The 12,989-nt window shown below is 64.2% G+C and carries 14 protein-coding genes; 10 read left to right on the top strand and 4 right to left on the bottom strand.

Annotated features, from left to right (window positions below; genetic code table 11):
• Positions 1 to 393: 393 nt before the first annotated feature.
• The 3 genes from ACVOKO_RS18940 to ACVOKO_RS18930 form a co-directional block, all read right to left on the bottom strand.
• A complete protein-coding gene (locus ACVOKO_RS18940) occupies positions 394 to 2,076 on the bottom strand; it encodes an amidohydrolase (protein WP_346500858.1) in 1,683 nt (560 codons plus the stop codon).
• A 98-nt stretch (positions 2,077 to 2,174) separates the two neighbouring features.
• Positions 2,175 to 2,915, bottom strand: a complete 741-nt coding sequence (locus ACVOKO_RS18935) for a glycine zipper 2TM domain-containing protein (RefSeq protein WP_346500856.1) — start codon at positions 2,913 to 2,915, stop codon at positions 2,175 to 2,177.
• A gap of 117 nt (positions 2,916 to 3,032) precedes the next feature.
• Positions 3,033 to 3,467: an OsmC family protein gene (locus ACVOKO_RS18930; protein WP_346500854.1), complete on the bottom strand. Its 435-nt coding sequence runs from the start codon at positions 3,465 to 3,467 to the stop codon at positions 3,033 to 3,035.
• Between the two features lie 303 nt (positions 3,468 to 3,770).
• On the opposite strand from ACVOKO_RS18930, the gene ACVOKO_RS18925 reads away from it, so the two are divergent.
• The 4 genes from ACVOKO_RS18925 (at position 3,771) to ACVOKO_RS18910 (ending at position 5,950) form a co-directional block, all read left to right on the top strand.
• A complete protein-coding gene (locus tag ACVOKO_RS18925; protein ID WP_346500860.1) occupies positions 3,771 to 4,181 on the top strand; it encodes an HU family DNA-binding protein in 411 nt (136 codons plus the stop codon).
• Positions 4,182 to 4,390: 209 nt separating this feature from the next.
• Positions 4,391 to 4,699, top strand: a complete 309-nt coding sequence (locus tag ACVOKO_RS18920) for a DUF3861 family protein (protein ID WP_346500852.1) — start codon at positions 4,391 to 4,393, stop codon at positions 4,697 to 4,699.
• Between the two features lie 59 nt (positions 4,700 to 4,758).
• Positions 4,759 to 5,289 (top strand): hypothetical protein, encoded by a 531-nt coding sequence (locus ACVOKO_RS18915; RefSeq protein WP_346500850.1) that lies wholly within the window; start codon positions 4,759 to 4,761, stop codon positions 5,287 to 5,289.
• A gap of 73 nt (positions 5,290 to 5,362) precedes the next feature.
• Positions 5,363 to 5,950: a YceB family lipoprotein gene (locus tag ACVOKO_RS18910; protein WP_346500848.1), complete on the top strand. Its 588-nt coding sequence runs from the start codon at positions 5,363 to 5,365 to the stop codon at positions 5,948 to 5,950.
• 270 nt (positions 5,951 to 6,220) lie between these two features.
• Here ACVOKO_RS18910 and ACVOKO_RS18905 read toward each other — a convergent pair whose 3' ends face one another.
• A complete protein-coding gene (locus tag ACVOKO_RS18905; protein WP_346500844.1) occupies positions 6,221 to 6,688 on the bottom strand; it encodes an SET domain-containing protein in 468 nt (155 codons plus the stop codon).
• Positions 6,689 to 7,118: 430 nt separating this feature from the next.
• Here ACVOKO_RS18905 and ACVOKO_RS18900 point away from each other — a divergent pair, with 430 nt between their 5' ends.
• From ACVOKO_RS18900 to ACVOKO_RS18875, 6 genes are read left to right on the top strand one after another with little or no spacing between them, the layout of a single operon-like run.
• Positions 7,119 to 7,565, top strand: coding sequence for an SUF system Fe-S cluster assembly regulator (locus ACVOKO_RS18900; RefSeq protein WP_057627263.1), 447 nt, complete (start codon positions 7,119 to 7,121; stop codon positions 7,563 to 7,565).
• A 19-nt stretch (positions 7,566 to 7,584) separates the two neighbouring features.
• Positions 7,585 to 9,060: a Fe-S cluster assembly protein SufB gene (gene sufB / locus ACVOKO_RS18895; protein WP_346500842.1), complete on the top strand. Its 1,476-nt coding sequence runs from the start codon at positions 7,585 to 7,587 to the stop codon at positions 9,058 to 9,060.
• Positions 9,057 to 9,467 (top strand): lysozyme inhibitor LprI family protein, encoded by a 411-nt coding sequence (locus tag ACVOKO_RS18890; protein ID WP_346500840.1) that lies wholly within the window; start codon positions 9,057 to 9,059, stop codon positions 9,465 to 9,467. Before sufB ends, ACVOKO_RS18890 begins: the two co-directional genes overlap by 4 nt.
• 36 nt (positions 9,468 to 9,503) lie before the next feature.
• A complete protein-coding gene (gene sufC, locus ACVOKO_RS18885) occupies positions 9,504 to 10,268 on the top strand; it encodes a Fe-S cluster assembly ATPase SufC (RefSeq protein ID WP_313316741.1) in 765 nt (254 codons plus the stop codon).
• Positions 10,268 to 11,563 carry a Fe-S cluster assembly protein SufD gene (gene sufD / locus ACVOKO_RS18880; RefSeq protein ID WP_346500837.1) on the top strand — a complete coding sequence of 432 codons (1,296 nt, stop codon included), beginning with the start codon at positions 10,268 to 10,270 and terminating at the stop codon, positions 11,561 to 11,563. Before sufC ends, sufD begins: the two co-directional genes overlap by 1 nt.
• Positions 11,560 to 12,816, top strand: a complete 1,257-nt coding sequence (locus tag ACVOKO_RS18875; protein WP_346500835.1) for a cysteine desulfurase — start codon at positions 11,560 to 11,562, stop codon at positions 12,814 to 12,816. The genes sufD and ACVOKO_RS18875 overlap by 4 nt, the downstream gene beginning before the upstream one ends.
• The last annotated feature ends 173 nt before the right edge of the window (positions 12,817 to 12,989 follow it).

Genomic DNA, 12,989 nt, shown 5'->3' with positions numbered 1-12,989 from the left:
GCCGCGTTCGGGGGGGGGTTTTTTTTGTGGCGCGGCTCCCCCCGCGCAGCTGGCAGCGCTGAAATCCCCTACAGCCCCTTGATCGGACGAATCGCGAGCTTCGCGGCTGACGCCGCTCCTACAACGAAGCGGCAGGCCAGCGCGTCAGGTACTTCGCGGGCCGAAACCGGAAAACGCGGCTTCTGTCAGTCTTCCGGCGGCGGGGATTTTGTGGGAGCGGCGTCAGCCGCGAAGCTGGCAGCAACGAAGCTACGAACATGCCTGCAATCGGATGGATCACGAGCTTCGCGGCTGATGCCGCTCCCACAAAGAAAAACCGATGCCAAGGGCTTGGCATCAGTTTCCGGGTCACTCAACGTTCAAGTGGACGGCACCATTGCAATCGCAAGGGCTTCAACCCTCCGGCGTAGCCGCTTTGTAAACCGGCTCACCGTCCACCCAGGTCGACAGCACCTTCAGGTCATCGAGCTGGTCGGCGGCGACTTTCAGCGGGTCTCGATCCAACACCACGAAGTCGGCACGCAGGCCGCGCTGCAATTTGCCGACCTGCGCTTCGTCATGGCCAGCCCAGGCCGCGTCGCTGGTGAAGCCGCGCAGGGCTTCGGCAGCACTCAGGCGCTGCTCCGGCTGCCAGCCACCTGGCGGCTGGCCATCGCGATCCTGGCGGGTCACCGCCGCGTACAGACCCAGGCGCGGGTCGACCTGCTCCACCGGGAAGTCGGAACCCAAGGCCAGCCGTGCGCCGCTGTGCAGGAAACGCTGCCAGGCATAGGCACCCAGAATGCGTTCCGGCCCAACCCGCTGCTCGGCCCAGCCCATGTCCGAGGTCGCATGGGTCGGCTGCATCGAGGCGATCACCCCCAGCTTGGCGAAGCGCGGGATGTCATCCAGCGCTACCACCTGTGAGTGCTCCACGCGCCAGCGGTGGTCATCACCCTTGTGCGCACCCAGGACTTTCTCGTAGGTATCCAGCACGATGCGGTTGCCGCGATCGCCGATGGCGTGGGTAGCAACCTGCACCTTGCAGCCGTCCGCCTTGCGCACCGCCACTTCGAACTCTTCCGGCGAGGTCATCAGCAGGCCATGGTTGTGCGGATCATCGCTGTAGGCGGTAAGCAGCGCCGCGCCACGGCTGCCCAGGGCGCCATCCATGTACAGTTTGACCCCGCGCATCTGCAACCGCCCACCCGGGTGGGCGTACAGGCCGGCCTTGCACAGGTCTTCCAGCGCTTCATTGTTGCCGTCGGCATAGGCGTCGATGCGCAGCGGCAACTTGCCCTGGTCGGCCAGGCGCTTCATCAGCGTCAGGTCCTCGCGCGACACGCCCATGTCATGCACGCCGGTCAGGCCATTGCTGACCGCCGCCTGCAATGCAGCCTGCAGGCGCTTCTCGCGCGAGGCATCGTCCAATGCCGGGATCTGTGCGTAGACCAGTGATGCTGCGCCGTCGACCAGCACACCGCTGGGCTTGCCAGCGGCATCGCGAAGGATACGCCCACCTTCCGGCTGCCAATCGCCGGAAAGGGATTTGCCAGCCTTCTCGGCAATGCGGATGGCGGCGCTGTTGACCCAACCGGCGTGGCCATCGATGCGCTCCAGATAGAGCGGGCGTTGCGGGAAGGCCGCATCCAGATCGGCGGTGGTTGGGAAATCGGTGTTGTCCCAGCGGTTCTGGTCCCAGCCGCGGCCCAGCAGCCACTCACCGGGCGCCAGGGTTTTCTCGAACGCCTTGAGCCGCTCCACTACCTCGCCGCGGTTGCGTGCACCGCTCAGGTCGGCCTGCATCAAGGTATTGCCCAGGCCGATGATGTGCGCGTGGGCATCGATCAGGCCCGGCACCACCGTGGCGTCGCCCAGCTCCAGCGCTGCTGCCTTCGGGTAGGCCTTGCGCAGTGCCTCGGCGCTGCCCACCTGCAGCACGCGGCCGGTGTCGCTGTCCCAGGCCATTGCGCCAGCCACAGGCTGGGCAGCATCACCGGTGCGGATGGTATCGGCCACCAGCAGCTTGACCTCGGCCTGGGCCGGGAGCGCATGCAGACAGGGGAGCAACAGAGCTACACAGGCAATACGACGCATCACGCACCTCCAGAACGGAATGCGTGGACTATGCCGTCATCCACCGGCGCTGACAAACCGTGCTCTGCGCCTCATCCGGGCAGAAACGCCCGCCGTGCTCAGTCGGCGCTTACGTCGACGCGTACGCGGATCTGTTCGCCCGGGTGATAGTCGCGATGGGTGCGGTATTGGCGGCCGGCGTATTCGTAGGTGACATCGTAGCCATCCACGCGCTCGCTTTCGCTGCCATAGCCGCTGGGCTCGCAGACGCGTACGTCACCGCGCTGGTAATTGGGCCGGTTGCTGGCCTCGTAGATCGCGCGGCCAGCAGCGCCGCCAGCGATGGTGCCGACCGCAGTGCCCAGGTAGCGGCCATCGCCACCTCCGATGCGGCTGCCCAGCACCGCGCCGGCAATGCCGCCGATCACCGTTGCCAACTGGCGGCCGGTCTCGTTGCCCTGCCGGTACTGGCCGTTGTCCTGGCCACGGTCGTAGTAACCATCGTTGCGGTAGGTGTTGCTGCCATAGCCGTTGTTGCCATAGCCACCGGCCTGATAGCCATTGTTTCCATTGATATAACCGCCATCGTTGCGCTCGTAGCAGCGCTGGTTGCTGCCCTGCCCGCCTCCGACGATGACCGGATCGACCCTGACCACCCGCGCATAGTCATAGACCGGGTCGCTGCCATTGGCCTGACCCGGGCGGTACTGACCGTCGTCGTAGCGATCGGGCCGGTACTGGCCGTCATCGTAAGAGCCGTTGGGACGGTACTGGCCGTCGTCATAACGCTGCGCGGACGCATTGAATGCGCCCAGACCACCGGCTAGCAGGACAGCGGCAACAGCAAACGATCGACACATGGCAGTAACCACCGGGTTGGGATGACAGATGCTCAGGTGCGTCGGGTGAAACGACCCTGAATCGGCCCGGCCAGCGTTGCACGCCCGCCGGGCCAATACCAGATCAGGCCGAACAGATCAGGCCGAAAACTCGGTATCCAGGCTGACTGGCACCGCGCTCAAGGCCTTGGACACCGGGCAGTTCTGCTTGGCGTCATCGGCAATCGCGCGGAACCGCGTCTCATCCAGGCCTGGCACCACCGCCTTTACCTTGAGCCGGATCTGCGACAGCTGCGGGCCCCCTTCCATCGACAGGTCGACATCGGCGCGGGTGTCCAGCGAGGTCGGCGGGAAGCCTGCTTCACTGAGCTTGGCCGACAGCGCCATGGTGAAGCAGCCCGCATGTGCTGCGGCGATCAGCTCCTCGGGGTTGGTGCCCTTCTCATCGCCGAAGCGGCTGCTGAAGGCGTAGCGGGTGTTCTCCATCAAACCGCTCTGCGGCGTGCTCAAACGGCCTTGCCCGGTTTTCAGATCGCCTTCCCAGTGTGCGGTAGCGTGACGCGAAATACCCATGGTCGAACTCCTCGTGGTGGATGACGCAACCAGCCTAAACCAGCTCCCGTTAGCAGCTTGTGCGGCACCACCGGCCAACCCGAAGGCGTGCCCGTCGAGGCGGGGCGACAGCGCCAGCGATCACAGCTCAACCCTGCTTTTGCACCACTTCCGGCACCGATTTGTTGTCCAAATACGCCCGGAAGCAATTTTTATGGGCTTTTTCTTCGATTACCTATTGGCGTCACGCAATTCATGCCCTACATTTCGCTTGCCGACGGGGTCGGCACGACCAACAACCAACCGTTCACGGAACAGGAAATCATGGCAAAGACCGCTAAAAAGGCTGCCCCGAAGAAGGCAGTGAAGAAAGTAGCAACTAAGGCTGCAACCAAGGCTGCCGCCAAGCCGGCCGCACCGAAGCCGATCAAGGAAGCACTGACCAAGTCCGGTCTGGTTGCCCACATCTCTGAAGCCACCTCGGTCGCTGCCAAGGACGTGCGCGCTGTGTTCGCCGCCCTGGAAGGCGCCGTCGCTGCCTCGGTCAACAAGAAGGGCGCTGGCTCCTTCACCCTGCCCGGCCTGCTGAAGATCTCCACCGTGAGCGTTGCGGCCAAGCCGAAGCGCAAGGGCATCAACCCGTTCACCAAGGAAGAGCAGTGGTTTGCTGCAAAGCCGGCCACCACCAAGCTCAAGGTGCGTCCGCTCAAGAAGCTCAAGGACGCTGCGCTGTAATCAGCGCGCCCCTTGGCGAAGAAACGGGACGGCTCAGCCGTCCCGTTTTTTTTGGGGCCGCCGCGGCGCAGAAAACGTTCCCATGGCTCGCAGCGTTCCGCCTGTGGCATGGGGGAAACACTGGAACACAGCGTCATGGTCCAAACCCTCGTACCTGTGCCAGCAGCGGCCTATGGTGGCCACTCCCCCGCTTCCCATCCTCCTCCACCATGTCCATCAGCAAGCATCGCTACCGCATCTCCGTCACTCCGATCGAGACCGACGGCCAGCAGTGCACCGGCCGTTGCTCGATCGAGTTCGAACAACGCAGCCAGTACAACTGGATGCACCAGCTGGAATCCGCCCAGGGCCAACGTCGGCTGTCCTGCAATGAGGATGCCGGCATCGTGGTCGCCACCGGCCTGTTGGAAACCCTGGCCGAATCGGCCGGCAAGCCGGGCAGCCTGTTGAGTGCGCTGCAGCCGGAACTGGACCAGCTGCTGCACAAGCTGCAGCTGCTGCAGGCCCCTAGCGAATAAGCAGCTGGCCGGGCCGATGGCCAGCCCCGTAGACTGGCGACAACACCCAGGAGCCGCCGATGCGCGCTGTCCCACTGTTGATCGCCACCACCCTGCTTGCCGGTTGTTCATGCCAACGCAGCCCGGATGCTGCGCAGGTTGCGCCCGCAGCGCCGGCCCCAGCCACCGCAGCAGTGCCAGCCGAACTACCGGCACACACAGAACCGGCAGACAGCCAGGCGCAGCGCGCTGAGGCCGCCGGCAAACGCGGAACCGTCGCCGCGCCGGTGATACATGCCTATCTGCAGGCACTGTTCGAGAACAATGGCCAGGCAGATGCATTCTGGGCCGGCGGCCGACCTTCGCCACAGCCTGACGACGCCGGCTTGCGCGCGGTGCTGCCTGCGATGACCAGCCTGCGCGTACACAACGGCAAGGCAATCGCGCTGGACCGCGAGTCGCCACCGCAGGCCCTGGAGATCCCCGTGGATATCCGCCTGGGTAGCGAGGCCGGCAACCAGCGCTTCAAGGGCTGGTACCGGGTACGGCCGCGCATTGAAGGCGATGGCTGGGAAATCACCTCGGCCTCGCTGCAACCAGAATTGAATTGAGCGCGCTAATTGGCCGTTCACCCGATAGGGTTATCTTCTTATTCCACCCTGCTGCAACTACCGAGTGCGCCCGATGAAACTGCGTTCCCTGCTTCTCCCCAGCATTGCCTTGATTGCGCTCGCTGGCAGTGCCCATGCCGCACCGCAGATCAATGGTAAGCAATTGACCGTGGGTGCAGCCGATGTGCAGCAATACCTGGATGGCAGCTTCCCGCGCACGCAGAAGGCACTGGGCGGGCTGCTGGCACTGACTGTCAGCCAGCCGCACCTGACCCTGCCGCAAGGCAGCCGCCTGGACCTGGGTTTCAACCTGGCCATGGCCGCGGGCGGCTCGTCGATGCCGGTGGGTGATGTGCAGATCAGCAGTGGCCTGCGCTACGACGCACAGACCCAGGGCTTCCACCTGGACCAGCCCACGGTCGATGGTTTCCGCCCCAGCACGGCTGGCGGTGGTGAACTGGATTCCAGTACCCGCAGCCTGCTGAACAGCTGGCTGGCCGACTACGCCCGCCGCGAGCCGATCTACAAGATCGACCCGGCCATCGCCAAGGTGATGGGCGTGCTGCAGGTGAAATCGGTCGGCATCCAGAACGGCCGCATCGCGGTGGACTTCAACCAGAACCTGGGCAGCTTCGTGCCGCAGGGGTTGCTGGGGAACTGAGCGGCACTGTTGCTGGAAAGCAAAGAGGCCGCGATTGCGGCCTCTTTCAGCTTTGTTTGTAGGAGCGGCGTAAGCCGCGAAGCTGACGGTGCATCAGCTTGGAAGCAGCGTATTCCCCGTAGGGCCACACAACAGCATATTGATGGCCTCTGAGCTGGCAATGGCTTCGCGGCTTACGCCGCTCCTGCAAAACGGAACATCTGCATTCGCAGTGGCTTCGCGGCTTACGCCGCTCCTACAAAAGCCGAAAGCAGGCTGCGCAGCCAGGACTCAGCGCTTTGGCTGCAGCATGGTGCCGGTGCACTTGGGCGAACCGCAGCGGCATTCCCAGATCTTCTTCAGGCGCGGGGTGTGACGTTCGGCCAGGGTGATGCCGTAGTTGTAGGTCAACTCTTCGCCCGGCTTGATGTCGCGCACCGCTTCGATGAACACCTTGTCGGCGGTGCGGTCGTCGCCTTCTGCCTCTTCGATCATCGCCTCGCAGTTCGGATCGCAGCTGTGGTTGATCCAGCGTGCGTCATTGCCCTTGTAGTTGGCATCGATGACGTAGTCGTCGTTCAAGGTGAACAGAAAGGTGTGGCCGGTCTCTACGTCGCCCGCGTCATCTGCATCCACTTCGGCATGGGTACGGCGCTTGCCCTTGTATTCAATGACGCGCTCGCCCTTCTTGATATCCGCCACAGCGAAGACGCCGTTGCCGTGGATGGAGGATTTGCGCGCCTGGATCTTCTTGGGCATGTACATGGCCGGGACTTGAGTGAGGCGGTGATTCTCCCCCATCGCGCAGGACAACCCAAGGGGAGCACTGCAATCAATGCAGGGAAGGCAGGCCACCGATGTCACGGGCGCTTGGAATCTGGGCGCTGATTCCCTCTCCCTTTGCGGGAGAGGGCTGGGGAGAGGAGAGGCATTTGCTCTCAATTTCTTCATTCTGAGGAAAGAGCAAGCGGCTGCGCCCCTCTCCTGCCTTCGGCATCCTCTCCCGCGAGGGGAGAGGAAACGGCAAGCGGCTGCGCCGCCCCCTCTCCTGCCTTCGGCATCCTCTCCCGCGTGGGGAGAGGAAACAGTAGCGGCTGCGCCGCCCCTGCTCCCACCTGAACAACAGAACTTGGACCCGTCCGCTAGAAAGCGTACAATTTTGGTCCACATTGATGAAGCCCTTACCGCAATGCTCCGCGTCACCAAGCTTACCGATTACGCCACCGTCGTCCTGACCGTGCTCGCCGCACGGCCAGCCGAAGTGTTGAGCGCGACCGATCTGGCTGAAGCTGCCGGATTGGAGCCCCCCACCGTCAGCAAGCTGCTCAAGCCGCTGGCCCAGGCCGGTCTGGTTGAAGGCCTGCGCGGTGTCCATGGCGGTTACCGGCTCACCCGTCCCGCCTCCGAGATCACCCTGATCGAGATCCTGGAAGCGATGGAAGGCCCGCTGGCCATCACCGAATGCAGCCAGGAGCAAAGCCAGTGCGGCCTTGCCGGGCAGTGCGGTGTGCGCTCCAACTGGCGGCTCATCAATGACGTGGTTTCCGATGCCCTGCGCGGCGTCACCCTCGCGCAGATGCTGCACCCCTTACCGCTTGCCGACCGTCGACGCATCAGTGCCGACGTCGTCTCCTGAACAACCGTAGGCAGCCCTGATGGCCACCGAAATCATCGAACCGGTCGACACCGTCGACAGCCCGAACCGTGAAATCCACGAGCAGCTGGGTCGTAAATACGACGCAGGCTTCGTCACGCTGATCGAATCCGAATCCTTCCCGCCCGGTCTGGACGAAGACGTCATCCGCGCGCTCTCGGCCAAGAAGGAAGAGCCCGAGTGGATGACGCAGTGGCGCCTGGATGCCTACCGCCACTTCCTGACCATGCGTCAGCCCGACTGGGCCAAGCTCGAAATCGCGCCAATCGACCTGCAGGCGCTGAGCTACTTCTCCGCGCCCAAGGGCCCGAAGTACCAGTCGCTGGACGAAGTGCCCCAGGAACTGCTGGACACCTACGAGAAGCTCGGCGTGCCCTTGCATGAGCGCGCAAAGCTGGCCGGCGTCGCCGTGGATGCGGTGTTCGACTCGGTCTCGGTCGGCACCACCTTCCGCAAGGAACTGGCCGACAAGGGCGTGATCTTCTGCTCCATCTCCGAAGCCATCCGCGAATACCCGGAGCTGGTGCGCAAGTACCTGGGCTCGGTGGTGCCGGTGGGCGACAACTATTTCGCCGCGCTCAACTCTGCGGTGTTCTCCGACGGCAGCTTCGTGTTCGTGCCGGCCGGCGTGCGCAGCCCGATGGAACTGAGCACGTATTTCCGCATCAACGCCAGCAACACCGGGCAGTTCGAGCGCACCTTGATCATCTGCGAGGACAAGGCCTACGTCTCCTACCTGGAAGGCTGCACCGCCCCGATGCGCGATGAGAACCAGCTCCACGCCGCGGTGGTCGAGCTGGTGGCGCTGGAAGATGCCGAGATCAAGTATTCGACCGTACAGAACTGGTACCCGGGCGATGAGAACGGCGTTGGCGGCATCTACAACTTCGTCACCAAGCGTGCCGAATGCCGTGGTGCACGCGCCAAGGTGACCTGGACCCAGGTGGAAACCGGTTCGGCGATCACCTGGAAGTACCCGTCCTGCGTGCTGCTGGGCGACGACTCGGTGGGTGAATTCCACTCGGTGGCGCTCACCCATCACCGCCAGCAGGCCGACACCGGCACCAAGATGATCCACATCGGCAAGCGCACCAAGAGCAAGATCATCTCCAAGGGCATCAGCGCCGGCCATGGCCAGAACACCTATCGTGGCCTGGTCCGCGTGGACCGCGGCGCCGAAGGCGCGCGCAACTACACCCAGTGCGACTCGCTGCTGATCGGCAAGAAGTGTGGCGCCCATACCTTCCCCTATATCGAGGTGAAGAACCCCAGCGCCACCGTCGAGCACGAGGCCACCACCTCCAAGATTTCCGACGACCAGCTGTTCTATTGCCGCGCGCGCGGCATCGACCAGGAAAACGCGGTGTCGATGATCGTCGACGGCTTCTGCAAGCAGGTCTTCAAGGAACTGCCGATGGAGTTCGCGGTGGAAGCCAAGAAGCTGCTGGAAGTGTCGCTGGAAGGATCGGTCGGATGAGCCGCCTGCCGCTGCTACTGCTGGCCGTGCTGCCTTTCGCTGCCTTCGCGGCGTCGCCGGGCAAAGCCTGTGACGACGCCCGCACCCAGTTTGAACTCAACGAGTGCGCGGCAGCGGATGCCACCGCCGCCGATACCGAGCTCAACGCGGTGTACCGGCAGGTGATGCAGAACCTGCAGGGCCAGCCTGTCGCGATCGACAAGCTGCGCGCCGCCCAGCGCCTGTGGATCCCGTTGCGCGATGCCGACATCGAAGCGCGCTACCCGGTTGGCAAGGACGAGGATCCCCGCGTCCTGTACGGCTCGATGTACCCGATGCTGTACTCCGGCAACAAGGCCGAATTGACCCGGCAGCGCACCCAGTGGCTGCGCGCCACCTTCCTCGATCGCGCCGAAGGCGAGCTCTGATCGCCCCGCACCCTACATATTGAAGAACGCACCCTCATGCTGAAGATCGAAAACCTGCACGCAAGCATCGGCGACAAGGAAATCCTCAAGGGCCTGTCGCTGGACGTGAAACCGGGCGAAGTACACGCCATCATGGGCCCGAACGGCGCCGGCAAGTCCACGCTGGGCAATGTGTTGTCCGGCCGCGAAGGCTATGACGTCACCGCCGGCACCGTGCTGTTCGAAGACAACGATCTGCTGGAGCTGGAACCGGAAGCGCGCGCCGCTGCCGGCCTGTTCCTGGCCTTCCAGTACCCGGTGGAAATCCCCGGCGTCAACAACACCTACTTCCTGCGTGCCGCGCTCAATGCACAGCGCAAGGCGCGCGGTGAAGAAGAACTGGACTCGATGCAGTTCCTCAAGCTGGTCCGGCAGAAGCTGGCCGTGCTGCACCTGAAGGATGAACTGCTGCACCGTGGCGTCAACGAAGGCTTCTCCGGTGGCGAGAAGAAGCGCAACGAGATCTTCCAGCTGGCCGTGCTCGAGCCGAAGCTGGCGATCCTCGACGAAACCGATTCGGGCCTGGACATCGATGCACTCAAGAGCGTCGCCGATGGCGTCAACGCGCTGCGTTCGCCGGAACGTTCGTTCCTGGTCATCACCCATTACCAGCGCCTGCTCGATTACATCAAGCCGGACGTGGTGCATGTGCTGGCCGACGGCCGCATCGTCAAGACCGGTGGCCCGGAACTGGCGCTGGAGCTGGAAGCGCACGGCTATGACTTCCTGAAGGACCGCGTGGTCCGCGAGGCGGCCAAGTAATGAGCGCTCTTCTGGAGTCGTTGCGCGAATCCTTCGCAACAGCCCGCACATCCATGTGCGGGGATTCAACGAAAATCGCCGAACGCGAGTCGATTCTTGAGGCTGCGCTCAAGACCGGCCTGCCCGCCGCCCGCAACGAGGCGTGGAAGTACACCTCGCTACGCCAGCTCGAGCGCCGCTCGTTCACTGCCGCGCCGCTGCAGGCGCCCGCCATCGATGCCGAACTGCTGGCCGACATTCCGTCGCCGCGTCTGGTCTTCGTCAACGGCCGCCATAGTGCTGCCCTGAGCGATCTGTCCACGCTGGACGCGGGCGTGCAGGTGCGCACCTTGTCGGCCGTGCAGAACGACGAGCCGGAGGCATTGCGCTTCCTCGGCCGTCGCTTCGAACGCGCCGAAGAAGTGTTCGCCCAGCTCAACGCCGCACTCGCCGATGAAGGCGTGCTGGTACAGGTTGCCGATGGCGTCGTCAGCGAAACACCGCTGCATCTGGTCTTCGTCAGCGCAGCCGACAGCAGCGATCACGCCTGGCATCACCGCCACCTGATCGAACTGCGCCGTGGCGCCGTGCTCGGCCTGGTCGAGCATCATCTGCAGGCCGGTGACAGCGCGCATCTGGACAACACGCTCGTGCACGTCCATATCGCCCAGGACGCGGTGCTGTCGCATGCCCGCGTGCAGGCTGGCAGCGCCCGCGCCACCTCGCTGCTGCGCACCGATGCGGTGCTGGCCCGCGATGCACAGTACCGTCGCATCGATCTGGAACTGGGCGCTGCACTGAGCCGTCATGAGCTCAACGTGCGTCTGGAAGGCGACAACGCCAAGCTCACCGCCAATGGCGTGCTGCTGGGCACCGGTCGGCGTCATATCGATACCCGTCTGGGCATCGAACACATCGCAAAGAACACCAGTGCCGAGCTGGTCTGGCGCGGCGTGGCCGCCAATCGCAGCCGCGTGGTGTTCCATGGTGGCATCAACATCCGCGAAGGCGCCGATGGCACCGATGCCAACCTGTCCAACAAGAACCTGCTGCTGTCGGCCGATGCCGAAATCGATACCCAGCCGACGCTGGTGATCGACGCCGACGAGGTCAAGGCGGCACATGGCGCCACTGTTGGCCAGCTCGATGCCAATGCGCTGTTCTACCTGCGCTCGCGCGGCGTGCCGGCCGAACAGGCCCGCGCCATGCTCAGCGCCGCCTTCTGCCACGAGCCGCTGGCTGCCGTGGAAGGCGTTCTCACCGAAAAGCTGGCCCGCCACCTGGACCAGGCACTGCAACAGGCAGGCATGGCATGAATCTCAGTTCCCCGCGTCCGATCCACCACCCGGCCAGCGCCCCCGACTGGGAGCGCGTGCGCGCCGATTTCCCGCTGCTGATGCGTGAAGTCAACGGCAAGCCGCTGGTGTATTTCGACAATGCCAACACCGCGCAGAAGCCGCTGTCGGTGATCGGCGCGGTGGACGAGTTCTACCGCCGCTACAACGCCAATGTCAGCCGTGCGGTGCATGCGCTGGGCACCGAGGCTACCGATGCCTACGAGGGCGCCCGCAACAAGCTGGCGCGCTTCCTCAACGTGCGCGCCGATGAGCTGGTGCTGTGCAGCGGCACCACCTTCGCCATCAACCTGGTGGCGTACTCGTGGGCCTTGCCGCGGCTGAAAGCCGGCGACGTGATCCTGGTCTCGCGCATGGAGCACCACGCAAACATCGTGCCGTGGCAGCTGGTCGCCCAGCGCACCGGCGCGACCATCCGCGTGGCCGAGATCAAACCGGACGGCAGCCTGGACCTGGACGCGCTGCATGCAGCGATGACCCCGGAAGTGAAGCTGCTGGCGCTCACCCATGTCTCCAACGTGCTGGGCACCATCAACCCGGTCCGCGAGATCTGCCGTGAAGCCCGCAAGCGCGGCATCATTACCGTGATCGATGGCTCGCAGGCTGCGCCGCACCTGCTTATCGACGTCGCCGCCATCGGCTGCGACTTCTATGCGGTGACCGGCCACAAGATGTGCGGCCCCACCGGCACCGGCGCGCTGTGGGCACGTCGCGAGCACCTGCAGGACATGCCGCCGTTCCTCGGCGGTGGCGAGATGATCAAGGAAGTCAGCTTCGACGGCACCGTGTTCAACGACGCCCCGCACAAGTTTGAAGCCGGCACCCCGAACATCGCCGGTTTCATCGGCCTGGGCGTGGCGGTGGATTACATGGAAGCGCTCGGCCGCGAGCACATCGAGGCACGTGAGCAGGAACTGCTTGCCCACTTCACCGAAGAGCTGCAGCGCGCCGAAGGCGTGCGCATCTTCGGCACGGCTCCGCACAAGGCGGCGGTTGTGTCGTTCCAGATCGAAGGCGCACATGCCCACGACCTGGCCACCCTGCTCGACCTGCAGGGCGTTGCCGTGCGTTCGGGCCAGCACTGCGCACATCCGCTGCTGCAGTACTACGGCGTAGCGGCCACCTGCCGCGCCTCGCTGGCGTTCTACAACACGCATGAAGAGATTGAATCCTTCATGGTCGCGCTGAAGAAAGTGCGCACGTTGCTGGGCTGAGCAGCCGCGTTGTGTTTGTGGGAACGGCGTGAGCCGTGAAGCTAAAAATCCAACAATGCAAAGCGCTCCCCATCCCCAACCCTCCCTTGCCTGCAGCAAAAGGAATTGGGGATGTAGTGCCGAGCCATGCTCGGCAAGGGCTTCACCGGTAGAGCCTCAGCCGAGCATGGCTC

Source organism: Stenotrophomonas sp. STEN240, assembly GCF_056756175.1.
The sequence above is the reverse complement of the archived record's forward strand: the minus strand, read 5'-3'. Positions and strand labels throughout refer to the sequence as shown.